The sequence below is a fragment of the Aeromonas sp. Y318-3 genome (assembly GCF_027706185.1).
Classification (GTDB): Bacteria; Pseudomonadota; Gammaproteobacteria; order Enterobacterales; family Aeromonadaceae; genus Aeromonas; species Aeromonas veronii.
In genome coordinates, this window is record NZ_JAPDCN010000005.1 from 234,671 (window position 1) to 256,914 (window position 22,244).

Sequence of the window (22,244 nt, forward strand, 5' to 3'; positions counted from 1 at the left end):
AGCATCATGATGATGACCCTGGGATGGTTCGTGTTCCAGCGCTCCACCTTCGCCCCCCAGTCACAACAGGATGAGCGATCATGGCGTCACCCGGGTAACCCCCGGGTCGGCGCCCGTCCAGCCTACCAGTTCACAGGGCCAGATGACGAAACCACCGTGTTCTCCGGCACCCTCTACCCTGAGCTGACAGGCGGGCCCGTCTCCCTCGACCTGCTCCACGAAATGGCCGACACCGGCCAGGCCTTCCCCCTGATCCAGGGGGATGGCGTGATGCGGGGCTATTTCGTCATCGAGCGCACCAGCGTCACCCGCTCAGAATTCTTCTCTGATGGCACCGCCCGCAAGATTGAATTCACCATGAACCTCAAGCGCGTGGACGACGACGAGACGAGCCTGGGCAACAAACTGCTAGGTCGTGCCATCGGCGGCATCGCCAGTCGGCTGGGAATCAGCAACATCGTTGGCACCGTTGGCAACAAGATCGGGGGCCTGCTGTGAGCCTGATAGATAACGCGCTCTCTGCTGTCAGCAGCAACCTGACCAGCCAGCTGGGGCAATTCAGCGTCACTGGCGCCGACCACAAGGCCCCGGCTTACCAACTGCTGATCGACGGCAAGGACGTATCCGCCACCATCCGCCCCCGCCTTGGTGGCATGACCATCACCGACAATCGCGGGTTTGATGCCGACACCATCGACATCGAACTCGACGACAGCGACGGTCAGCTGGCCATGCCGCGCCGGGGCGCCAGAATGCGCGCCCTGATCGGCTGGCAGGGGCAGCCGCTGGTTGATAAAGGGGAGTTCACCATCGACGAGGTGGAGCACTCAGGCACCCCGGACAAGCTCACCATCCGGGGCAAGTCAGCTGACCTGCGCGGCAGCCTCAACAAACTGCGCCAGACCAGCTATCACCAGCAGACTGTCGGCAGCATTGTCGACACCATCGCCCAGCGCCACGGCCTCACCCCCGCCTGCGCCGAGCGCTTCAAGGGCATGCTGATCGACCACATCGACCAGCAGAACGAAAGCGATCCCGCCTTCCTCACCCGCCTGGCCGGCCAATGCGGCGCCCTGACCACCATCAAATCGGGTCGGCTGCTATTCATCGGCCAGGGCAAGGGGCTCACCGCCAGCGGCAAACCGCTTCCATCCGTCACCATCACCCGCCAGGATGGCGATCAGCACCGCTTCGCAGTCGCTGACCGCGACGCTTACACCGGCGTATCAGCCAACTGGCACGACCCGAAGAAGGCTGCCACCAAAGGCTCAACCCTCAAGCGCAAACGCAAAACCAAGCCAAAGCCGGAGCAGGCACTACCCAGCGACACCACCGTCGACAAAGAGGGCCGCGAACTACTGATCGGCGACAGCGAGAACGTCAAGGTGCTGCGCCACATCTATGCCAACCAGACCAACGCCCTGCGCGCCGCCCGCGCCGAGTGGGAACGCCTGCAGCGTGGCGTCGCCGAGTTCGAGATCACCTTGGCCACCGGCCGCCCCGAGCTCTACCCGGAACAACCCACCACCGTCAGGGGATTCAAGCCGCAGATCGACGAGGCAGGCTGGGTACTGACCCGGGTCGTGCACAGCCTGACCAACAGCGGCTACACCAACAACATCAACCTCGAAGTTGCCATCGACGACCTGCCGGAAGTGACCGAGTAACAGCAGCAAAAACAAAAGGCGGCAGAGCCAACGCTCTGCCGCCTTTCTCGATCATCAAATTTCTCTGCCGCCACTTTGCCGCCACTAGGTAGCATAAAAACTTAAGGCGACCCGCTTGGGTGGCCTTAAGTCATTGAATTCTAAATGGTGCCCGGGGTCGGACTCGAACCGACACGTTTTGCAACGGCGGATTTTGAATCCGCTGCGTCTACCGATTTCGCCACCCGGGCAACTGCGAGGGATTATACGAATGGCGCGATGCCATGCAAGGTGTTTTTCGATTGAACACTCCCGTTTGTTCATTTATTCAACGCCTTGCCGATGCGGGGCCAGTTACATAGAATGCCGCCATCATCTTAATGGAATAAAAACGATGGCCAAGCCTAAAAAAGTCCAACAAAAATCCCCCTCTCCCGCCACTCAGCCATACCCGTCAGCGGGTCTGCTGCGTCGCCTCGGCGCTCTGATTTATGATGCGCTGGTGGTGACTTCACTGCTGATCATCGCCGGCTTTATCGGCATGGGTGTCGCCAAGCTGCTGCTGGTTACCGGCATGGCAAGCGTACCGGCGGGTGAAGATACCGTCTGGTTGCTGACCCGCCACCACCTGAGCCTGATCTACACCCTGTGGCTCGCCTTCGTCATCTGTGGTTTCTACACCTGGTTCTGGACCCGTGCTGGCCAGACCGTCGGCATGCGCGCCTGGCGGCTGCGCATTCAGAACGAGGATGGCAGCCACATCCGCGTTACCCAGGCGCTGATCCGTCTCGCCACCGCCGCCTTTGGTCTGGGCAACCTGATGTGCCTGTTCAACCGCCAGCGCCCACGGGCGTTTCAGGATATCTGGGCCGAGTGCGAAGTGATCGTGCTGAGCAAGCAGGAAAATCTGGAATTGCTTAACAAGTAATACCGGAGCAATGCAGCAACGAAAGAGGGCACCAACAGGTGCCCTCTTTGCATTTCCTCATAACCTCGTGCGGATTACTGCTTGCGGCTGAGGATGTAGAAGGAGATGCCGCCAAACAGCAAGCTGGGCGCGATAGCCGCCAGAATCGGCGGTACCGCATAGACCAGACTGATGGGGCCAAACACCCGATCGCTCACATAGACGGCGAAGCCGGTCATGATCCCCATCAGCATCCGCGCCCCCATGCTCACCGAGCGTAGCGGGCCGAAGATGAAGGAGGATGCCAGCAGGATCATCGCCACCACCGAGAGCGGTGACAGTAATTTGCGCCACATCTCCAACTTGTATCGACCGGCATCCTGCTTGTTGGCATCGAGATAGCCGATGTAGTCGAGCAGACCGGAGACCGAGAGGTTCTCGGGGTCGATACTTACCACCCCCAGCTGCTTGGGCGTCAACTCCGAGCTCCACTCCATCTTGTCATGCTGCTCGCTGCGGATCTGCGCGGGATCGTCGAAGCGGGTAACCTGGGTCTGCTTGAGCAGCCAGTGGTGACGCTCGAACACCCCCTCCTGCGCCTGCACCACGTCGATCAGCTTGCGCGCGGGGGTGAAGCGATAGAGGGTTATACCGGTCAGCGCGCCATCGTTACGCACCCCGTTGATATTGACGAAGTTGTTGCCATCGCGAGCCCACACCCCGTAGGCGGAAACCGTCAGACGACCTTCGGACAGCGCCCCCGCTTTGATGTCATCGGCCATCCGCTTGGCGATAGGGGCCACATATTCCCCCATCAACCCCACCATGATCATCAGCGGGATCGCCGTCTTGAGCGCCGCCATTACAATACTGATCTTGGAGCGACCCGCCGCCTGCATCACCACCAGCTCGGAGCTGGTCGCCAGCTGACCCAGACCAATCAGGCCACCCAGCAGCGCGGCCAGCGGGAAGAAGAGCACCGCCTCCTTGGGCATGGAGAGCAGCACATAGTAGAGGGCGTTGATCATGTCGTAGTTGCCGTCACCGACCGACTTGAGCTGCTCCACATATTTGATGAGCCCCGCCAGACCAACCAGCGTGATTTCACACAGCAGGATCGACATGAAAATGACCCGACCGATATATCTATCGAGAATGCCAAACATCAGCAGAAGTTCCTATGTTGCAGCATCATGCTGATTTTCTGTTGAAATAGCGCCCTTTCACCCCGTTCCACCAGCTGGTGCCCTGCAGATTGAGGGGCAGGCCGATAAACAGCAGGTAACCGAGCGGCACCAGGAACATCCCCGGCCAGTAGGGCAGCCGACCGCTGTCGATGGCCGAACGGGCGGCACTGAGCAGCAGGAAGTAGGAGAGATAGAGCATGATGGCCGGCAACAGCTTGGCGTAGCGCCCCTGACGGGGATTGACCCGCGCCAGCGGTACCACCAGCAGGGTGAGCACCGGAATGGAGAGAGGCAGCGAGATACGCCACTGCAATTCCGCCATCATGGCGTTGTCCTGGGTACCGAACAGTTCCATGGTCGGCTTGGCCGCCGCCTTGCGGTTGGAACGCTCCATCTCTTGCTGGCGGATCACCAGACCATATTCGCGAAAATCGGAGATCTGGAACTGCTTGCCGGAGAAGTTCCCCTCGTAGCGGGAGCCATCCATCAGGGTCAGCCACTGCAGACCGTTCTCATCGACCGTCACCACCCCTTCGGTCGCCACCACCACCGAGGGAGGATTGTTCCCCTCCGCCCGCTGCAGCACGAAGATCTTTTGCAGTTTTGAGCCGTTGTCGTTCAAATCCTGGATATAGGCAACCAGACGCCCCTTGTCGAGCTCCATAAAGCGGCCCGCCTGCAGGAAGGAGATACCCGGGTCCGCCTTGAACTCGTCGATCACCTGATACTCGCGCTCCTTGGCCTGCGGGGCGATCCAGCCGGTGTTGAACGCCGCAACCACCGCCGTCAGCAAGGCCAGCAACATGGCGCTGCGCATCACAAAACGGTGGCTGAAGCCGACCGCATGCATCACCGTCATCTCGCTTTCGGCGTAGAGGCGACCATGGGCAAACAAAATGGCTAAAAAGAGACTGATAGGCAGCATCAACAACGCCATATTGGGCAAGTTGAGCAGCAGCAGGGTGGAGACCAGACGTGTCGGCACCTCGCCATCGGCGGCGTCACCGATGATCTTTATAAATTGTTGGCTGACAAAGATAAGCAGCAATACGAATAACACTGCCAGCTGGGTTTTCAGGGTTTCCCTGAACAAATATCGGAAAACGATCACAGTCATTCCCAAGTAAACTTGTGTTTTTAGTCGAATGCCTGAAAAATAGGGCCGTATATTGGATTTTTACCAGTTTGAACTGCGGAGCCTGTGGCTGTTCGCTCCGCCTCTGATACCCCAACAAGCACCGCATTATTCAATAAAAGGTGCCTTTTGTCTTTAGGATGTAGGAGATTCCATGGAGTTCAGTGTAAAGAGTGGCAGTCCAGAGAAGCAACGGAGCGCCTGCGTCGTAGTCGGCGTATTTGAGCCTCGTCGCCTCTCTCCGGTTGCCGAACAACTGGACAAGATCAGCGATGGCTATATCAGTTCGCTGCTGCGCCGTGGCGACCTGGAAGGGAAACCAGGCCAGATGCTGCTGCTGCATCAAGTACCGGGCGTGCTCAGCGAGCGCGTACTGCTGGTCGGATGCGGCAAGGAGCGGGAACTCGACGAACGCCAGTACAAGCAGATCATCAACAAGACCATCACCACCCTGAACGAAACCGGCTCCATGGAAGCGGTCTGCTTCCTCACCGAGCTGCACGTCAAGGGTCGGGATACCTATTGGAAGGTGCGCCAGGCGGTAGAAACCACCAAGGCGGGCCTCTACAGCTTCGATCAGTTCAAGACCAACAAGGCCGAGCCACGTCGCCCGCTGCGCAAGCTGGTATTCAACGTGCCGACGCGTCGGGAACTGACCATTGGTGAAAAAGCCATCGCTCACGGTCTGGCCGTGGCCAAGGGTGTGCGGGTCTGCCGCGACGTGGCGAACATGCCGCCCAACGTCTGCAACCCGGCCTATCTGGCCTCCCAGGCCCGTCGTCTGGCCGATGCCTACGACAACATCACCACCAAGGTGGTGGGCGAGCAGGAGATGGCCGAGCTCGGCATGAACTCCTACCTAGCGGTGGCCCGCGGCTCCGACAACGAAGCCATGATGGCCATCATCGAATACAAGGGTCATCCGGATGCCAAGCCCATCGTGCTGGTCGGCAAGGGTCTGACCTTTGACTCCGGCGGCATCTCCATCAAACCGGCCGACGGCATGGACGAGATGAAGTACGACATGGGTGGCGCCGCCTCCGTGCTCGGTACCATGCATGCGCTGGCCCAGCTGCAACTGCCGATCAACGTCATCGGCGTGCTGGCAGGCTGCGAGAACATGCCGGGTGGCAACGCCTATCGCCCGGGTGACATCCTCACCTCCATGTCAGGCCAGACCATCGAAGTGCTCAACACCGATGCGGAAGGTCGTCTGGTGCTGTGTGATGCACTGACCTATGTGGACCGCTTCGATCCGGAAACCGTGATCGACGTGGCGACCCTGACCGGTGCCTGCGTCATCGCGCTGGGTCACCACACCTCGGGTCTGCTGGCCAACCACAACCCGCTGGCCCACGAGCTGCTCAACGCCTCCGAACAGGCGGGTGATCGCGCCTGGCGTCTGCCGCTGTTTGACGAGTATCAGGAGCAGATCGACAGCCCGTTTGCCGACATGGCCAACATCGGCGGTCGTCCGGCCGGTACCATCACCGCGGCCGCCTTCCTGTCACGCTTCACCAAGAAGTACAACTGGGCCCACCTGGATATCGCCGGGACTGCCTGGAAGAGTGGCAAGGATAAAGGCTCCACCGGTCGTCCAGTGCCCCTGCTGACCCAGTTCCTGCTGAACCGGGCTGGCGTGGATATCGAAGAGAAAGAGTAACTCTCCGGCCCCTGCCGATGGCTGCATCGGAAGGGTTGGCGTTACCCTGAACCACAAGGAAGAGGCCCGCCTCTTCCTTGTTTCATTCTTGAATCAGTGAGCTGCGGACGGGAAACGCCCCGTCAGCCTCATGAGGCGGTCAACAGTCCGTCACCGCAAAACGGGATCAACCTGATGAGCCAAGTGACCTTTTACCTGATGAGCGAACAGGATGACGCGCAGGCCTCTGCGGTCGAGCGACTGGCCTGCACTCTTGCGGCCGAGTCGTGGGGGGCGGGCCATATCTACCTGTTCTGCAACGATGAGGCCCAGGCCCTGCGTCTGGACGAGCTGTTGTGGCAACTGCCACCGGAGCGCTTCGTGCCGCACCAGCTGCAAGGCGAAAGCGGCATGGCCCCGGTGGAGATCGGCTATCAGCCGCCGAAACGGCGCTACGCCCGCCTCATCAATCTGGCCACTGCGACACCTTTGTTTGCAGGACACTTCGCTCAAGTGGTAGATTTTGTCCCCACTGACGAAACACAAAAGCAGCAAGCCCGCGAGCGCTACAAGCACTATCGCCAGGCAGGCCATACCCTCGAAATGAGGGATCAGCCCGTCCTTGCCGCACCGGATCCGGCGCAGCCCTGACTGCAACCAATTGATCCATAAAGAATCAACACCAGACTCCATCCATCCAGATTACGGCGAGACCATGGAAAAGACTTTTAATCACAACGCCATCGAACAGGCGCTCTATCAGCACTGGGAAGCCCAGGGTTACTTCAAGCCCCACGGCGACACCAGCAAAGACTCCTTCTGCATCATGATCCCGCCGCCGAACGTCACCGGCAGCCTGCACATGGGTCACGCCTTCCAGCAAACCCTGATGGACACCCTGATCCGCTACAACCGCATGCAGGGCAAGAACACCCTGTGGCAGGCAGGTACCGACCACGCCGGTATCGCCACCCAGATGGTGGTTGAGCGCAAGATCGCCGCAGAAGAGGGCAAAACTCGCCACGATTACGGCCGTGATGCCTTCATCGACAAGATTTGGCAGTGGAAGGAAGAGTCCGGTGGCACCATCACCCGCCAGATGCGCCGTCTGGGCGACTCCGTGGATTGGGAGCGCGAGCGCTTCACCATGGATGAGGGTCTCTCTGCCGCCGTGCAGGAAGTGTTTGTTCGTCTCTACGAAGATGGCCTGATGTACCGTGGCAAGCGTCTGGTGAACTGGGATCCGAAACTCAACACTGCCATCTCCGATCTGGAAGTGGAGAACCGCGAGATCAAGGGCCACATGTGGCACCTGCGCTATCCGCTGGCCAACGGCGCCAAGACCGCCGAAGGCAAGGATTACCTGATCGTCGCCACCACCCGTCCGGAGACCATGCTGGGCGATACCGCCGTGGCCGTGAACCCGGAAGACCCGCGCTACAAGGCACTGATCGGCCAGCACATCCTGCTGCCGCTGGTGAACCGTCGGATCCCCATCGTTGCCGACGAGCACGCCGACATGGAGAAGGGCACCGGTTGCGTGAAGATCACCCCGGCCCACGACTTCAACGATAACGAAGTGGGCAAGCGCCACAGCCTGCCGATGATCAACATCTTCACGCTGGACGCCCACGTGCGTGCCGAGGCCGAAGTGGTCGATACCAACGGCAACCCGAGCACCGCCTATGACGCAGCCCTGCCGGCCGAGTTCGCCGGTCTGGAGCGCTTCGCTGCCCGTAAAGCGATTCTGGCCAAGCTGGAAGAGCTGGGTCTGCTGGACGAGATCAAGGATCACGTACTGCAACAGCCGTACGGCGATCGCGGTGGCGTGCCCATCGAGCCAATGCTGACCGACCAGTGGTACGTGCGCGTGGCACCGATGGCCAAGACCGCCATCGAGGCGGTGGAAGATGGCCGCATCCAGTTCGTGCCGAAACAGTACGAAAACATGTACTTCTCCTGGATGCGCGACATTCAGGACTGGTGCGTCTCCCGTCAGCTGTGGTGGGGTCACCGCATCCCGGCATGGTATGACGACGCCGGCAACGTCTACGTGGGCCGCAGCGAAGACGAAGTGCGCGCCAAGCACAGCATCCCGGCCGTAACCGTACTGCGTCAGGACGAAGACGTGCTCGACACCTGGTTCAGCTCCGCCCTGTGGACTTTCTCCACTCTGGGCTGGCCGAACAACACCGAGGCACTCAAGACCTTCCACCCGACCGACGTGCTGATGAGCGGCTTCGACATCATCTTCTTCTGGATTGCCCGGATGATCATGATGACCATGCACTTCATCAAGGACGAAAACGGCCAGCCGCAAGTCCCGTTCAAGACCGTCTACATCACCGGCCTTATCCGTGACGAAGAGGGCCAGAAGATGTCCAAGTCCAAGGGCAACGTGCTGGACCCCCTCGACATGATCGATGGCATCTCGCTGGAAGATCTGCTGGAGAAGCGCACCGGCAACATGATGCAGCCGCAGATGGCCGAGAAGATCGCCAAGCGTACCGCCAAGCAGTTCCCGGAAGGGATCGATGCCCACGGTACCGACGCCCTGCGCTTCACTCTGGCCGCGCTGGCCTCTACCGGTCGTGACATCAACTGGGACATGAAGCGCCTGGACGGCTACAACAACTTCTGCAACAAGCTGTGGAACGCCTCCCGCTATGTGCTGATGAACACCGAAGATCAGGATTGCGGCTTCAACGGCGGCGAGATGCAGTTCAGTCTGGCGGATCGCTGGATCCAGTCTCAGCTGCAAGTGGCCATCCGTGACTTCCGTACCGCCCTCGATACCTACCGCTTCGACATCGCGGCTGGCGTGCTGTACGAATTTATCTGGAACCAGTTCTGTGACTGGTATCTGGAGCTGACCAAGCCGGTACTGACCAAGGGTTCCGAGGCCGAGCAGCGCGCTGCCCGCCACACCCTCGTGACTGTGCTCGAAACCCTGCTGCGTCTGGCGCACCCGATCATCCCGTTCATCACCGAGACCATCTGGAAATCGGTCGCCCCGCTGGCTGGCGTACACGCCGACACCATCATGATTCAGGCCTTCCCGGAGTTCGATGCCGCCAAGGTGGACGAAGCCGCGATGGCGGATCAGGAGTGGGTGAAGGAGTTCATCGTCAGCATCCGCAACATCCGCGCCGAGATGAACGTGGCCCCGAGCGTGCCCCTGAACGTGCTGCTTCAGTGCGATGCCAAGGATGCCCAGCGTGCCGCCGACAACGAAGCCTTCCTCAAGTCGCTGGCCCGTCTGGAGTCCATCCGCGTACTTAGCGAAGGTGAAACCGCACCGCTGTCAGTGAAGAAGCTGATCGGTGCCACCGAGCTGATGATCCCGATGGCCGGTCTCATCGACAAGGATGCCGAACTGGCCCGTCTGGCCAAAGAGGTTGCCCGTCTGGTGGGCGAGTGCGGCCGTATCGAAGGCAAACTCGGCAACGAAGCCTTCGTCGCCAAAGCACCGGAAGCGGTCATCGCCAAAGAACGCGAGAAGCTGGAAGATTACCGTCTCCAGCTGACCAAGCTGGAAGCCCAGCAGGCCGAGATCGCCGCGCTGTAAGCACCGCCTCAACCGATACAACAAAGCCCCCTGCCAAGGGGGCTTTTTCATATCCGCGCTTCCCGCTTCAGCTCACCAGCAGCCAGCCGCAGAAACCGAGATAGAGCAGACCAACCAGCGCCAACCGCCCGGCGGTCATGGCTCCCTTTCTGAACCCCCACCAGAGCAACCCCACCGCCAGCAGCGTCACCAGCGAGGAGGCCATCATGGCGCCATCCAGCAACCAGGGGGTAAAAAGCAGGCAGAACGCCTTGGGGATAGTGCCCTGGATCATCATGGCCCCGGAGATATTGGCCAGCGCCAGCCGGTTCTTGCCCTGTCGCACCCAGATCAGCACGTTCATCAGCTCCGGCATCTCGGTCGCCACTGGGCTCAGCAGCAGGGCAGCCAGCACTGGCGAGAGGCCAAACAGCTCGCCCACGCTCTCCAGCTGATGGACAAACAGCTGGGCCGCCAGCGCTACCACCACCAGCGCTGCCAACGTCTGCAGCAACACCTTGCCAAGGGGCGGGATCTCGGCATTTGGGGCCAGCTTGAGGGGCTCCGGCAATTCGACTTCGTGGCTGTCGCTTTGTTTCAACTCGCGCCTTACATAGACGAGGTAGACCAGCAGGAAGAGCGGGGCCAGCCAGCTCTTGCCGGTGAAGGCGACCAGCCCCAGCGCGGTCGCCACCAGAAAGATCCCCATAAACCAGCGCTGATCCCGGCCAATCTCCCGTTGCACCCCGCCGTCGATGGCGCGCTCGGTACGCCCCATGCAAAGCAGCAGGGTGAGGCCGACCGCTGCATAGCCGATGGTAGCCAGCACCAGCGGCCCGCCAAGGGCAGCACCGATGCCGATCTCCTGCTGGGCGACGGAGTTGCCCATCAGCAGGGCGGTCAGGGTGACGATGCACTCTGGCAGTGCCGTGCCTAGCGCTGCCAACAGCGAGCCAGTGGCACTTTGGGAGAGTTTGAAGTGGTGGCCGATCCACTCGATGCCGTTGACGAAGTATTCGCAGGCAAGGTAGATGGTGACCGCAGAGACGAGAAATAACAGTAGGGTAATCAACATAATAGATACCGCCAGGCGAGCAGAATAACCGATGGACCCGACATGGCTCGCCCGGCTGGCGTGCATATCGAGGCCAAAGGTCTTGCAGAGCGATAGTACCTATCGCCGCCCATACCATGGATACGAGGATCCAAGAGTGTTGACATGGGCCCGGCCCGGAATGCGGGCAGGTAGCTACTCCCCAATGACTGAGGGGACGTTTTAGCAACTCGACCGCCGCCTCACAAGGCAAATTAATGACAACTCATTCAATAAGTTGTAAGGGAATGTAACCTCACCTGCGCACCCTCCCCGCCGCCATTGCGCTGTTGGCACACCGATTGCTGTAGGTAGTTCACTATCCACAACAGTTTGGGAAGGATGAACAATGAAACGGTGGATCCAACATTTCTATCAACTGAACCGCCTCAATTGGCTGATGGTCTGGTTGTTGCTCTGCTGCAGCATCATTCTGCTGTTTCCGGCCGGGCTGATGAAAGGGGCCGTCAGCCAGTGGGCTGCGGATCATGCGGCCTGGCTGGGGGTCGGCATGCTGATCGCCATCTCCTACTTCTGCAGTCAGGGCTTCCTGATCGCCTGGGAGTGGGCATGCGAAGAGTGGCAGGCGCGCCGTCAGCAGGACCAGCTGGCCCAGATGATCGGCTTCCTCGACTTCAACGAGAAGGCGGTGCTGCGCGAGTTCGTGCTGCAGCGTAAAAGCGTCATAAACTTGCCGATCACCGAGCCCGCCGTCAAAAACCTGATGGATGCCGGCGTCCTCACCTACGCCTACGGCAAGCCGACCCGGGAGAAGGATGACGAGAACCAGATCCGCGCCCTGATGATCGCCCTGCCCGCCCGACCGCTGCTCACCTACAAGGTGCTGGGGCTGTCGCGCGGCAAGATGAGCGACGAGCAGGTGGAACAGATCATGAACGCCCGTCCCAAGTTCGCCCAGAAGGGGTTCCAGCGCTAACCGCCGCCCTATCCGCCAGATGCAAAAGAGCCGGACATTGTCCGGCTCTCTCGTTTCTGCGCGACGTTCTGTACCATCCCTTCCGTCTTGCTTCGCCCTACCCCTTGAGGCAGGAGCAAAAGCTGACATCGTCCTGCACCGGGTCATCGTTCATGCTGTGATAGAGCTCGAAGCAGGGACCATTGCCAAACTCCAGCCCGGCTGCAACGATGTCGCCGATATGTTCCTGCCAACGCGGGCCATACTGACTGCGGTCAGTAATAAGATAACGGGACTGGGCGTAACGACCGGCGGGAATAAGCTGGATCTCGACCGCTCCCATCCCCACCGTCCCCGCAGGCACCGTCACCCCGATGTCAGTGCGACACTGGGCTGGCGGAGTCACCTCGGGGTTATCGTGATAGATGAAGATCCACTCCCCACCTTCCAGACCGCGGGCGCTGGCCCACTGATGCAGCTGACTACAAACGGGACCATACCCCTCGCCATAGGGGCCGGTGACACGCATATAAGCCAGAGTGCGGGCGTCCATCTCGATGGTTTTCATGGTATTGCTCCTTGCTGATGAGTGACCCTCAGCATAAGGATTAGGCAGCACAAGTGCGTGTCCATCCTTGCTCATCAAGTGTCCATTCTTGCTCTTGTCGCGGCGAAACTCTCCCGGCGTGCAACCATAGTAACGGCGAAATACCTTGGCAAACGCCTGGGAGCTGGCGAGCCCCGCCCCCAACGCAATAGCCGTGACACTGGCATCGGTATAGCAGAGCTGCCAAGCAGCCCGCTGGATGCGCAGACGACGACACATCTCCCCGGGCGTCTCCCCCGCCACAGCCGTAAACACCCGGTGAAAATGGTAGAAAGACAAGCAGGCACTGCTTGCCAGCATTTCGATGGAGAGATCGGGATTCTGCTCCAGCGCCCGGATCACCGGGCGCAATCTGGCCTGATAATCGACCATGCCGTTAGCGACTGGCGCCCCCCGCAACTCTGGCCATATAGAGCGCATCCACATAACGCCCCTGGCGGAAGGCATAGTCACAGGCTCGCCCCTCCTCGGTAAAACCGAACTTGCGATAAAGCGCCTGTGCGGCCTCATTGTCGGTATAGACGGTCAGCTCAATCCGGTGCAGGTTGAGCCAGTTATCGGCCAGATCCAGCGCCGCGGCCATCAGGGCAGAGCCCACCCCTTTGCCGGCCCAGTCATCCCGTACCCCCATACCGATACAGGCCACATGCTTGCGTCTCGGATTGGACTCAACCAGCAGCGAGAGCTGGCCTACCAGCAGGCCGTCGACCTCGGCGACCAGCGCCACCACACCACTCTGTTCCAACCGCTGTTGCCACAGCCCCAAGGTCGGAAAAGGCAGTTGCAAGGTGCCCGCCTGGGCATTGGGCATGGCGTAAAGATCCCGCAAGGCAGGGGCATCGGCGGGTTCGGCATGACGGATAGTAATCTGCATATGAGGCTCCTTCTCGAAGCCACCATCATGCAATATCTGGCGCGGTTACACATCCCCTACCCGCACCCATTTGTCTTGCCTATCAAAGGGCGAGGAAAGGCCCATTGGCCGAGCACGGCGCAGATCCGTAGGCTGACCCCATATCAACAAGGAGAGAAGCCATGACTGACAAGACCCTGCACAGCGCCAACGGCGCCCCCGTCGTCGACAACAACAACAGCCTCACCGCCGGTCCGCGCGGCCCCATCCTGATGCAAGATATCTGGTTGATGGAGAAACTCGCCCACTTCGACCGCGAGCGCATTCCCGAGCGGGTGGTTCACGCTAAGGGCTCGGGCGCCTACGGCACCTTTACCGTGACCCACGACATCAGCCAGTTCAGCAAGGCCGATCTGTTCAGCGCCATCGGTAAGCAGACCCCGGTCTTCCTGCGCTTCTCCACCGTGGCCGGTGAGAAGGGCGCAGCCGATGCCGAACGCGATGTACGCGGCTTCGCCCTCAAGTTCTATACCGAGCAGGGCAACTGGGATCTGGTAGGTAACAACACCCCGGTCTTTTTCATCCGCGATCCGCTGAAATTCCCTGACTTCATCCACACCCAGAAGCGGGATCCGCGCACCAACCTGCGCAGCGCTACCGCCGCCTGGGACTTCTGGTCACGCCATCCGGAATCCCTGCATCAGGTCACCATACTGTTCAGCGATCGCGGCATCCCCAAGAGCCTGCGGGAGATGAACGGCTACGGCAGCCACACCTTCAGCTTTATCAACGATGCCAATGAGCGCTTCTGGGTCAAGTTCCACTTCAAGACCGAGCAGGGCCACAGCTTCTACACCGATGAAGAGGCCGCCACCGCCGTCGGGCAGGATCGGGAGACCAGTCAGGCCGATCTGTTCAACGCCATCGAACGGGGCGACTTCCCGCGCTGGAAGGTCTATGTGCAGGTGATGCCGGAGGCCGAAGCCCAGACCTACAAGATCCACCCGTTCGACCTGACCAAGGTGTGGCCGCACAGCGACTACCCGCTGATCCCGGTGGGCGTACTGGAGCTCAACCAGAACCCGGACAACTACTTCGCCCATGTGGAGCAGGCCGCCTTTACCCCGGCCAACGTGGTGCCCGGTATCGGCTTCTCGCCGGATCGCATGTTGCAAGGGCGACTCTTCTCCTACGGTGACACCCAGCGCTATCGCCTCGGCGTCAACCATGGTCTGCTGCCGGTCAACGCCCCGCGCTGCCCGTTCCACCACGGTGCCCATCGTGATGGCGCCATGCGCAGCGACAGCAATGGCGGCGCCAGCCCCAACTATCAGCCGAACCGCTTTGGCACCCAGCAGCCGAGCGAGGAGCACGAACCGGCGCTGAGTCTGGAAGGGGCCGCCCTGCACTACGACTTCCGTGACTACGACAGCGACTACTACAGCCAGCCGGGCAACCTGTTCCGCATCATGGACGAGGGGCAGCGTTCACGGCTCGCCGCCAACCTGGCCCGCTCCCTTATCAATGTGGAGGATGACGCCATCGTAGCGGCCCAGCTCAAGCACTTCGAGCAGGCCGACCCCGAATACGCCAAACGGGTCGAACTGGCACTGGCCGCCTTGCAGCGCTAAGCCGCAAGCAGGCAAGATCTGCAAAAACAAAACGGGGGCCTGATGGCCCCCGTTGTTATTCTGCTAAGAGTAATAAACGCAAAAACGGAGCCCGAGGCTCCGTTTTTCAATGCTGTATCAATCCCGGACGGAACGCGCTTCGCGCTCTTCCCGCTCCCTTGCCAACAAGCGTTTGTACCACCAGCTACTGCGACGACGTTGTGCATTGGAAGAGCGACGAGCCATTTCTTAGGTTCCAGCCAAGAGAAGAAAGGAGCTGCATTATGCGACAGGGATCACGTCCATGTCTTTAGCTGGATCAAGAAAAGCCTCACTGACCCACGGAAATCGTCTTCTGATCTTTCGCACCAAGGGTGGCAGGCAACACCACCACAGGAGAGCGCCAGGCCAGCGGGCCATTGCTCTCGAGGTCGTTCTGCGGGCCGCACTCCAGCCAGATATCTCCCTGCAGAATGCGTGCCCCTTCGGAATATTTCTGATCCGCAAACCAGCAGACCCGCTCGGGCAATGAGCCCAGCGGCAATACCAGCTCGGGACTGGCAGACTCGCCCACCACAGTGGTTTTGGACGCGGCCAGAGCGGGGGCGAGCCAGAGGGAGGCCAGCAGGCAGAGCAGTACATTTTTCATGAGGGGGATCCTGTTGCGATGGGAGGCATTCTCGAAGAGTCGACCAGCCCCGGGGTTTACTTGACTGACAATCATACTGCCTGCTGGCATTGTGGAACCAATATGGTAGCCTGCCAGCGCCTGCGGGCAGTCTCTCGCTGCCACGCGCAAACTTCCGGTGAATTTGTCACATCCTGACAAAATATAACCTTATTTATCAAATCGTTATTTGGATATTATCCCAATGCGTATCATGCCGTTGCTTCAGGCGGCCTGCCTGAGCCTGATGTTGTCCGCCTGCGTTGCCCCATTGCTGATGATGAGCCCCACCAGTCAGCTGATGTGGGCCCTGCTCAAGCCGCTGGTCGGCTTTGACCCGAACGAGGTCAATCTGTTCGAACAACCCCTGATCAAGGACCGGATGACCACCATCCTTGGCCCCAACTACGACAGCACCATGCAGTTGCTCAAGACTGCCGACAAGTTACAGCAGGAGGGGCCGCTTTTCTATGTGGTCTCCGAATATGCGCCCGTGCCGGATATCGCCAAGCAGGCGGGGATGGTGTGGAACTCGCAAACCAACCAGATGTCGGTATTGCTGCAAAAAGGGGATGGCACCACCCTGACCTTCGGCGAAAATCTGGCGGGCACGGCACCGACCTGGCCAACCGCCATGCAGGGCTGGCAGACCCCCACCAGCCAGCTCACCCCGGCGGCCAATGCCCTGACCGGCGCGGCGACCAGTCAGAGTGGCGCCTCCCCCTTCTCCCTTGGCAGCGCGCTGGGCACAGTGACCCGCGGCGTCACCGGCTCGCTGACCAACAGCACCAGCCAGGCTATCAGCGGCGCAGCCGCCAACGCCACAGGGCAGGCTACCCAAGCTGTGAGCCAAAGCGCGACCGATCTGACCCGTAGTGCAACCACCGCAGTCACTGCGCCAGCCAAGCAGGCGGTGAGCAGCGCCGCAGCGGCCGTAACCCAAGAAGCCACCAAGGCCGTTGCCGCTCCTGCCAAACAGGCTGTCAGCAGCGCCGCTGCGACCGCGCCCCAAGAAGCCACCAAGGCCGTTACCGCTCCGGCCAAACAGGCCGTCAGCAGCGCTGCTGCGACCGCAACGCAAGAAGCGACCAAGGCCGTAGCCGCTCCAGCCAAGCAAGCCGTCAGCAGCGCCGCTGCGGCCGCGATCCAAGAAGCGACCAAGGCCGTTGCCGCTCCGGCCAAACAGGCAGTCAGCAGCGCCGCTACGGCCGCGACCCAAGAAGCCACCAAGGCCGTTGCCACTCCTGCCAAACAGGCCGTCAGCAGTGCCACAGCTACCCTGACACAAGAAGCGACCAAAGCCGTTGCCGCTCCGGCCAAACAGGCCGTTAGCGCTGCCTCTCATACGACCGGAGAGAGCGTCGCCGATGCCGCCAGAGCGGCGGAAGCCAAGGCTCGCGCCAAGGCAGAGGCGGAGATGGAAGCCCTGCTCAAATAAACCGACAGGCCACCGCAAGGTGGCCTGTTTTTTATCCCGCTACCGGATCATGACGTTATGGAAAAGGCCACATAGACTGTTAGGTAACTACCCACACAAGGAGTGCATCATGCGTCGTTTGCTCCCTGCTCTCGCTTCTCTCGCCCTGTTTATCGCGCTCCCGGCTCCGGCACTTATCTACTATTCGGAACAGAACATGCCGCTCAATGGCCAGGATAAAAATGGTCAGCCTGTGGGGTTGGCAGTCGAGTTGCTGCGCCTGATGTGGCGCGAAATGGGAGAGCCGGAGCAACCCATCCACTTTCTGCCCTGGGCCCGCGGCTGGTATCTGCTGACCCAGCAGCAAGAGGCCGTGCTCTTTACCACGGCACATACCAAGGAGCGGGATCCCCACTTCCTCTGGGTCTGCCCCATCAGCCACTCCAGGGTCGCGCTGGTCGGCCGCAAGCAGGATGCCCCCAAAGTGGCCAGCAAAGCGGATCTCGCCAAGCTGCAGATCGGTGTGATGCAGGCGGATGTCGGGGAGCAGTTGCTACTCAACCGCGGGATCAGCCCGGGAAATATGATGTCGGTGGAGCGCATGGAGCAGGTGGTGCGCCAGCTCATCATGGCACGCACCGATCTGGTGGCGGGCAACGAGGTGATGCTGCGCCATCAGGCCAAGGAGCTGGGTTTTCCCAGCGAGGATTTTGTCACCGTCGCGATCATTGAAGAGCAGGATAACTGCTTCGCCTTCAACCTGAGGGCAGACAAGCAACAGGTTGCCCGCCTGCAACAGGCGCTGGACAAGGTCAAACAGGGGGATGAATACAAGCAGCTGATGAAGCGCTACCAGTTGCTCAGTATCCTGCCCGAAACAACTCCCACCATCCCGAGCATCGAGTAACTCCGGCCCACCCTATGGCGGGCTCTCTCTATCTCCCGCCGATGACGCCTGCGATGCCGCCACCGGAGCAGTAATGAGGTGGTTCAGAAAGAGATTGAACAGCTCGGCCCGCGAGCCGAGCCGCAGCTTGCCATAGAGATGCTTGCGGTGATTCTTCACCGTACCGCTGCCAATGCCGAGCTCGGCGGCGATCGCCTCGGTATCCAGCCCCTGCAGCAGCAACTCCGCCACCTGCCGCTCGCGCCGGGTGAGCAAATCCCCCCCGACACTCGACATAGCCTGCTCCACCGCACTCCGGAGGCTGGCGCAGTCTGGCAGCGCAGTGCTCTGGGCCAACAGCGGCTGGCTCTGCCGCCACTGCTGACGACAGAGCGAATGCACCAGCGGGAACAGCTGCTCCAGCCTCGCCAGCTCGTCACGACTGAGGGTACTGCGCTTGTCGAGCCGCCCCAGAAACAGCATCAGCGTCAGTCCATCCCGCACCGGCAGGATCAGCCCCACCTCCTCCTGCCAGCCGGTGGCCTGATAGAAGTGGTGGCGATATTCGGGATCGAGCCGCCCTTGGGAGACCTGCGCCAGCGTCCAGACGCCGGCAGGCAAGCCCTGCTCCAGCGCCTGCATAAAGGGATCCTGACTGAAGTGGCTGGTGAGGTAGCGATCAAACAGCAGAGCCCGCTGATGGTTGAGGTTGTCGTAGAGGTAGACGGGCCGCTGCCCCACCCCGAGCAGCAGGGCGCAATCAAACGCCACCTGCTGCTGGATCAGCCGCACCAGCGCCGCCGCAAAGGCGCTGCTGTGCAGGGCATCGACTACCTCGGTCATGCTGCGGGTCAAGGCATCTGTGGTGAATGGCTGGGTCATGGTGGCACGTTTCCGGTGACGGGGAGCGATTCCCCGCTATGGCTGAATGCTAGCACGAGAGTGGCAAAACTGTCCCTCAGGGGACATATCCGCCACCAGCCAGAACGGCGAGGATGACGACTTTTCCCCCTGCTGTTGGAGAACCCATGATCAACCCCCACCTGCTCGATGAACTGAGCCAGCGCGGCCTTGTGGCCCAGAATTCCGACCCGGCGGCCCTGGCCGATCATCTTGCCACCCCGCGCACCGTCTATTGCGGGTTCGATCCCACCGCCGGCAGCCTGCATATCGGTCATCTGGTGCCGCTCTTGATGCTGCGCCGCTTCCAGCTGGCGGGCCACACCCCGGTGGCACTGGTGGGCGGGGCGACCGGTCTTATCGGCGATCCCAGCTTCAAGGCGACCGAGCGCAGCCTCAACAGTGCCGATACCGTGCAGGGTTGGGTCGCCAGCCTGTCGGCCCAAATCAGGGCGCTGCTGCCCGCCGATGATGGCCTGTCGGCCCCGCAACTGGTCAACAATGGCGACTGGATGGGGCAGATGTCCGCCCTCGATTTTCTGCGGGATATCGGCAAGCACTTCTCGGTCAACGCCATGCTGGCGCGGGAGTCGGTGCGTCAGCGGCTGGCTCGCCCGGATCAGGGCATCTCGTTCACCGAGTTCTCCTACGCTCTGCTGCAATCCTACGACTTTGCGGTGCTGCACCAGCGGCTCGGTTGCACCCTGCAGATTGGCGGCAACGACCAGTGGGGCAATATCACCAGCGGCATGGATCTCACCCGTCGCCTCCATCAGGCGCAGGTGCACGGCATGACCCTGCCCCTCATCACCAAGGCAGACGGCACCAAGTTCGGCAAGACCGAGGGGGGCGCGGTCTGGCTCGATCCGGCACTCACCTCCCCTTACGCCTTCTACCAGTTCTGGCTCGGCACCGCGGATGAGGATGTCTACCGCTTCCTGCGCTACTACAGCTTTATGTCGCTGAGCGAGATTGATGCACTGGAGGCGGAAGACGCGAAGCGGCAGGGGCGCAAGCAGGCCCAGCAGGTGCTGGCCGATGAGCTGACCGAGCTGGTACACGGCAAGGCGGCGCTGGCAGCGGTGCAGCGCATCAGCGAACTGCTGTTTAGCGGCGATGTGGCCCGCCTCGGCGAGAGCGATCTGGCCCAGCTGGCGCAGGATGGCATGCCGAGCAGCACCGTCAGCGGCGAGACGGATCTGGTCAGCCTGCTGGTCAGCTGCGGTCTGGCTAACTCCAGGCGCATCGCCCGCGAACTGCTGGCGGCGGGCGCCATCAGTCTCAATGGTGTGCTCAAGCAGGATGATCAGCTGAGCGCCACTGATCGGCTGTTTGGTCGCTACCTGCTGCTGCGCCGGGGCAAGAAGCAGTATCACCTGGTGGAGTGGCAATAAGCCGCAGGGCGGGGAGCTCAGCCTCCCCGCCCGCACCCAGAATCCCTTTTGAATCCCGAGTTGCGATCCCCCTCACAGCCTCTCCCGTCAGCAGCCACCATACTGGCACCGGCGAACATGGAGTACGCCACACAATCTGTTCCTCACGAATCAACAAGGATGCTGATGATGAAGAGATGGCTTCTGGTGCTGCTCTGCACCCTGCCCATGCTGGCACACGCCAGCGGATACACCCAGACCCGCTACCCCATAGTGCTGGTGCACGGCCTGTTCGGCTTCGACAAGCTACTCGGGGTCGATTACTTCTACGGCATTCCCCAGGCCCTGAGCCGGGATGGTGCCAAAGTCTACGTGGCGCAGGTGTCAGCCACCGCCAGTTCAGAACAACGGGGGGAGCAGCTGCTCGCCCAGGTCGAGCTGCTGCTGGCGGCCACCGGCGCCGAGAAGGTCAACCTCATCGGCCACTCCCACGGCGGCCCTACCATCCGCTATGTCGCCTCGGTCGCCCCTGAGCTGGTCGCCTCCGCCACCAGCGTCGGCGGGGTCAACTACGGCTCAGAGATTGCCGATCTGGTGCGGGCCAATGCCGCCCCCGGCAGCGCCGCCGAGAAACTGGCTGCCGCCGCGGCCCACGCCCTCTCCGGCATGATTTCACTGCTCTCGGGCGGGAGCCAGCTGCCGCAAGATCCGGTCGCCGCCCTCGATGCCCTCACCAGCAAGGGTGCCAGCCAGTTCAACCAGCGCTACCCGGAGGGGCTGCCCAGCCGCTATTGCGGCGAGGGGCCGATGCAGGCCAGCAACGGCGTCTACTACTTCTCCTGGAGCGGACGCGGCAACCTGACCAATCTGCTGGATCCGGTGGATCCTGCGCTGGCGCTGACCGGCGCCTTCTTCAAGGAGCCCAATGACGGACTGGTCGGGGTCTGCAGCAGTCACCTCGGCAAGGTGATCGGCACCGGCTACCGGATGAACCATCTGGACGAAGTGAACCAGTCCTTCGGCATCCACCATCTGTTCGAGACCGATCCGGTCACCCTCTATCGCCAGCATGCCAACCGTCTCAAGGAGCTGGGACTATGAAGATCGCCACCCTGCTCGTCGTGCCCTGCGCCATCACCCTGCTGCTTGGCGGGGTGTTGCTCTGGCCCACGGCACCGACGGCAGACTCATCCCCCGCTCAAGCCAGCCAGCATGCACAGAGCCACCCGCACGATCCCGAGCAGGAGGCCGCCGATGCCCTGCAGGCGCGCTATCGCACCTTTGTCTCCGCCCAGAGCAGCCTGACGGTGCCCACCGAGATCTCCCTCGCCAGCTTGCAGATCCTGTTTGACGAGCGGGAGCAGCTGCGCCAGCAGAGCTTTACCCCGGCGGAGCAGGCCCAGCTGTTTGCCGAGGATCGGCTGATGGAGCAGCTGACCCTGCGCCGCAGGGCGCTGGCGGAGGCGAGAGACAGCGACAAGTCGCAGCTGGCCAGCGAGCTGGATCTCTGGCTGGCGGAGCAACCGGACTGGTTTCGCGAGGCGGAGGCCAACAGCCGTCTGCTTGAGGAGTTGCAAGAGCTGGCGCAGATGGACCCGGCCAAACGGGAGGCTCTGCTGCTGGAGACGGGGGGGGCGGAAGCGGTGGATCGGATGCGCCAGCTGGAGCAGAACCGGCAAGGGTTCGAGGAGCAGCTCAGCGGCTTTCTGGCCGAGTTCAGACAACTGCCGAACGAGGCCCGGGCCGAACAGCAGCAGGAGCTGCTGGCCCGCTGGTTCGAGCCCGGACAGTGGCGCCGGGTCGAGGCACTCACCCGCCTCAAGCTGGGGGAGCCACACACCGAATGAGAAGGGGGCCC

Annotated in this window: 20 protein-coding genes, 1 tRNA gene and 1 riboswitch; of the genes, 13 read left to right on the forward strand and 8 right to left on the reverse strand. The window is 61.4% G+C overall.

The genetic code is table 11. From position 1 onward, the window contains the following. Positions 1-6: 6 nt before the first annotated feature. Together OKB77_RS09375 and OKB77_RS09380 are read left to right on the forward strand one after the other, a co-directional pair. Positions 7-498: a phage tail protein gene (locus OKB77_RS09375; protein ID WP_103858596.1), complete on the forward strand. Its 492-nt coding sequence runs from the start codon at positions 7-9 to the stop codon at positions 496-498. After that, positions 495-1,667, forward strand: coding sequence for a phage late control D family protein (locus OKB77_RS09380; RefSeq protein WP_161646703.1), 1,173 nt, complete (start codon positions 495-497; stop codon positions 1,665-1,667). The genes OKB77_RS09375 and OKB77_RS09380 overlap by 4 nt, the downstream gene beginning before the upstream one ends. Positions 1,668-1,812: 145 nt before the next feature. Here the strand turns inward: OKB77_RS09380 and OKB77_RS09385 are convergent. Next, positions 1,813-1,897: transfer RNA gene (locus OKB77_RS09385), tRNA-Leu, on the reverse strand. Between the two features lie 143 nt (positions 1,898-2,040). On the opposite strand from OKB77_RS09385, the gene OKB77_RS09390 reads away from it, so the two are divergent. Beyond that, positions 2,041-2,574, forward strand: a complete 534-nt coding sequence (locus OKB77_RS09390; protein WP_005336420.1) for an RDD family protein — start codon at positions 2,041-2,043, stop codon at positions 2,572-2,574. Positions 2,575-2,648: 74 nt separating this feature from the next. Here the strand turns inward: OKB77_RS09390 and lptG are convergent, their stop codons facing one another. Continuing rightward, entirely contained in the window at positions 2,649-3,719 is a 1,071-nt protein-coding gene (lptG, locus tag OKB77_RS09395) for an LPS export ABC transporter permease LptG (protein WP_139460873.1), read from the reverse strand. A gap of 25 nt (positions 3,720-3,744) precedes the next feature. Further along, a complete protein-coding gene (gene lptF, locus OKB77_RS09400; RefSeq protein WP_043821844.1) occupies positions 3,745-4,857 on the reverse strand; it encodes an LPS export ABC transporter permease LptF in 1,113 nt (370 codons plus the stop codon). Between the two features lie 172 nt (positions 4,858-5,029). Here lptF and pepA point away from each other — a divergent pair, with 172 nt between their 5' ends. From pepA to OKB77_RS09415, 3 genes are all read left to right on the forward strand, one after another. Then, on the forward strand, positions 5,030-6,538 hold the full coding sequence (pepA, locus tag OKB77_RS09405) for a leucyl aminopeptidase (protein WP_005336423.1): 1,509 nt from the start codon (positions 5,030-5,032) through the stop codon (positions 6,536-6,538). Positions 6,539-6,712: 174 nt separating this feature from the next. Continuing rightward, a complete protein-coding gene (locus OKB77_RS09410; RefSeq protein ID WP_040068777.1) occupies positions 6,713-7,168 on the forward strand; it encodes a DNA polymerase III subunit chi in 456 nt (151 codons plus the stop codon). 64 nt (positions 7,169-7,232) lie between these two features. Then, entirely contained in the window at positions 7,233-10,085 is a 2,853-nt protein-coding gene (locus OKB77_RS09415; RefSeq protein ID WP_270817468.1) for a valine--tRNA ligase, read from the forward strand. A 67-nt stretch (positions 10,086-10,152) separates the two neighbouring features. Here OKB77_RS09415 and OKB77_RS09420 read toward each other — a convergent pair whose 3' ends face one another. Next, positions 10,153-11,139 (reverse strand): sodium:calcium antiporter, encoded by a 987-nt coding sequence (locus OKB77_RS09420; protein ID WP_265776442.1) that lies wholly within the window; start codon positions 11,137-11,139, stop codon positions 10,153-10,155. 87 nt (positions 11,140-11,226) lie between these two features. Then, positions 11,227-11,334, reverse strand: a riboswitch (yybP-ykoY riboswitch). Positions 11,335-11,506: 172 nt separating this feature from the next. Between OKB77_RS09420 and OKB77_RS09425 the strand changes: the two genes are divergently transcribed. Next, a complete protein-coding gene (locus OKB77_RS09425; protein ID WP_005336432.1) occupies positions 11,507-12,094 on the forward strand; it encodes a superinfection exclusion B family protein in 588 nt (195 codons plus the stop codon). Between the two features lie 97 nt (positions 12,095-12,191). On the opposite strand, the gene OKB77_RS09430 is transcribed toward OKB77_RS09425, so the two are convergent. Continuing rightward, positions 12,192-13,052 carry an AraC family transcriptional regulator gene (locus OKB77_RS09430; protein WP_270817503.1) on the reverse strand — a complete coding sequence of 287 codons (861 nt, stop codon included), beginning with the start codon at positions 13,050-13,052 and terminating at the stop codon, positions 12,192-12,194. Positions 13,053-13,056: 4 nt separating this feature from the next. Then, a complete protein-coding gene (locus OKB77_RS09435) occupies positions 13,057-13,554 on the reverse strand; it encodes a GNAT family N-acetyltransferase (RefSeq protein WP_270817470.1) in 498 nt (165 codons plus the stop codon). 161 nt (positions 13,555-13,715) lie between these two features. On the opposite strand from OKB77_RS09435, the gene OKB77_RS09440 reads away from it, so the two are divergent. Further along, positions 13,716-15,164, forward strand: coding sequence for a catalase (locus OKB77_RS09440; protein ID WP_270817472.1), 1,449 nt, complete (start codon positions 13,716-13,718; stop codon positions 15,162-15,164). Positions 15,165-15,474: 310 nt separating this feature from the next. Here OKB77_RS09440 and OKB77_RS09445 read toward each other — a convergent pair whose 3' ends face one another. Next, positions 15,475-15,792: a YnjH family protein gene (locus OKB77_RS09445; protein ID WP_270817473.1), complete on the reverse strand. Its 318-nt coding sequence runs from the start codon at positions 15,790-15,792 to the stop codon at positions 15,475-15,477. Between the two features lie 223 nt (positions 15,793-16,015). Between OKB77_RS09445 and OKB77_RS09450 the strand changes: the two genes are divergently transcribed. Together OKB77_RS09450 and OKB77_RS09455 are read left to right on the forward strand one after the other, a co-directional pair. Then, complete coding sequence (locus OKB77_RS09450) at positions 16,016-17,248, forward strand: hypothetical protein (protein WP_270817474.1); 1,233 nt, start codon at positions 16,016-16,018, stop codon at positions 17,246-17,248. A 109-nt stretch (positions 17,249-17,357) separates the two neighbouring features. Continuing rightward, positions 17,358-18,134, forward strand: a complete 777-nt coding sequence (locus tag OKB77_RS09455; protein ID WP_270817475.1) for a substrate-binding periplasmic protein — start codon at positions 17,358-17,360, stop codon at positions 18,132-18,134. A 12-nt stretch (positions 18,135-18,146) separates the two neighbouring features. On the opposite strand, the gene OKB77_RS09460 is transcribed toward OKB77_RS09455, so the two are convergent. Next, positions 18,147-18,995 carry a helix-turn-helix transcriptional regulator gene (locus OKB77_RS09460; protein WP_265776437.1) on the reverse strand — a complete coding sequence of 283 codons (849 nt, stop codon included), beginning with the start codon at positions 18,993-18,995 and terminating at the stop codon, positions 18,147-18,149. 146 nt (positions 18,996-19,141) lie between these two features. On the opposite strand from OKB77_RS09460, the gene tyrS reads away from it, so the two are divergent. From tyrS to OKB77_RS09475, 3 genes are all read left to right on the forward strand, one after another. Then, on the forward strand, positions 19,142-20,407 hold the full coding sequence (tyrS, locus tag OKB77_RS09465; RefSeq protein ID WP_265776436.1) for a tyrosine--tRNA ligase: 1,266 nt from the start codon (positions 19,142-19,144) through the stop codon (positions 20,405-20,407). Positions 20,408-20,575: 168 nt separating this feature from the next. Then, positions 20,576-21,487 carry a lipase family alpha/beta hydrolase gene (locus tag OKB77_RS09470; protein ID WP_136501650.1) on the forward strand — a complete coding sequence of 304 codons (912 nt, stop codon included), beginning with the start codon at positions 20,576-20,578 and terminating at the stop codon, positions 21,485-21,487. Further along, positions 21,484-22,233: a lipase secretion chaperone gene (locus OKB77_RS09475; RefSeq protein ID WP_265776435.1), complete on the forward strand. Its 750-nt coding sequence runs from the start codon at positions 21,484-21,486 to the stop codon at positions 22,231-22,233. Before OKB77_RS09470 ends, OKB77_RS09475 begins: the two co-directional genes overlap by 4 nt. The last annotated feature ends 11 nt before the right edge of the window (positions 22,234-22,244 follow it).

What these genes read in the sequence shown, in the direction of transcription:
- OKB77_RS09410 (WP_040068777.1), top strand. Translation starts at nt 6,713, where the DNA reads ATGAGCCAAGTGACCTTTTACCTGATGAGCGAACAGGATGACGCGCAG.
- lptG (WP_139460873.1), bottom strand. Translation starts at nt 3,719, where the DNA reads ATGTTTGGCATTCTCGATAGATATATCGGTCGGGTCATTTTCATGTCG.
- OKB77_RS09440 (WP_270817472.1), top strand. Translation starts at nt 13,716, where the DNA reads ATGACTGACAAGACCCTGCACAGCGCCAACGGCGCCCCCGTCGTCGAC.
- tyrS (WP_265776436.1), top strand. Translation starts at nt 19,142, where the DNA reads ATGATCAACCCCCACCTGCTCGATGAACTGAGCCAGCGCGGCCTTGTG.
- OKB77_RS09455 (WP_270817475.1), top strand. Translation starts at nt 17,358, where the DNA reads ATGCGTCGTTTGCTCCCTGCTCTCGCTTCTCTCGCCCTGTTTATCGCG.
- OKB77_RS09390 (WP_005336420.1), top strand. Translation starts at nt 2,041, where the DNA reads ATGGCCAAGCCTAAAAAAGTCCAACAAAAATCCCCCTCTCCCGCCACT.
- OKB77_RS09415 (WP_270817468.1), top strand. Translation starts at nt 7,233, where the DNA reads ATGGAAAAGACTTTTAATCACAACGCCATCGAACAGGCGCTCTATCAG.
- lptF (WP_043821844.1), bottom strand. Translation starts at nt 4,857, where the DNA reads ATGACTGTGATCGTTTTCCGATATTTGTTCAGGGAAACCCTGAAAACC.
- OKB77_RS09430 (WP_270817503.1), bottom strand. Translation starts at nt 13,052, where the DNA reads ATGGTCGATTATCAGGCCAGATTGCGCCCGGTGATCCGGGCGCTGGAG.
- OKB77_RS09375 (WP_103858596.1), top strand. Translation starts at nt 7, where the DNA reads ATGATGATGACCCTGGGATGGTTCGTGTTCCAGCGCTCCACCTTCGCC.
- pepA (WP_005336423.1), top strand. Translation starts at nt 5,030, where the DNA reads ATGGAGTTCAGTGTAAAGAGTGGCAGTCCAGAGAAGCAACGGAGCGCC.
- OKB77_RS09420 (WP_265776442.1), bottom strand. Translation starts at nt 11,139, where the DNA reads ATGTTGATTACCCTACTGTTATTTCTCGTCTCTGCGGTCACCATCTAC.
- OKB77_RS09450 (WP_270817474.1), top strand. Translation starts at nt 16,016, where the DNA reads ATGCGTATCATGCCGTTGCTTCAGGCGGCCTGCCTGAGCCTGATGTTG.
- OKB77_RS09435 (WP_270817470.1), bottom strand. Translation starts at nt 13,554, where the DNA reads ATGCAGATTACTATCCGTCATGCCGAACCCGCCGATGCCCCTGCCTTG.
- OKB77_RS09445 (WP_270817473.1), bottom strand. Translation starts at nt 15,792, where the DNA reads ATGAAAAATGTACTGCTCTGCCTGCTGGCCTCCCTCTGGCTCGCCCCC.
- OKB77_RS09475 (WP_265776435.1), top strand. Translation starts at nt 21,484, where the DNA reads ATGAAGATCGCCACCCTGCTCGTCGTGCCCTGCGCCATCACCCTGCTG.
- OKB77_RS09470 (WP_136501650.1), top strand. Translation starts at nt 20,576, where the DNA reads ATGAAGAGATGGCTTCTGGTGCTGCTCTGCACCCTGCCCATGCTGGCA.
- OKB77_RS09425 (WP_005336432.1), top strand. Translation starts at nt 11,507, where the DNA reads ATGAAACGGTGGATCCAACATTTCTATCAACTGAACCGCCTCAATTGG.
- OKB77_RS09460 (WP_265776437.1), bottom strand. Translation starts at nt 18,995, where the DNA reads ATGACCCAGCCATTCACCACAGATGCCTTGACCCGCAGCATGACCGAG.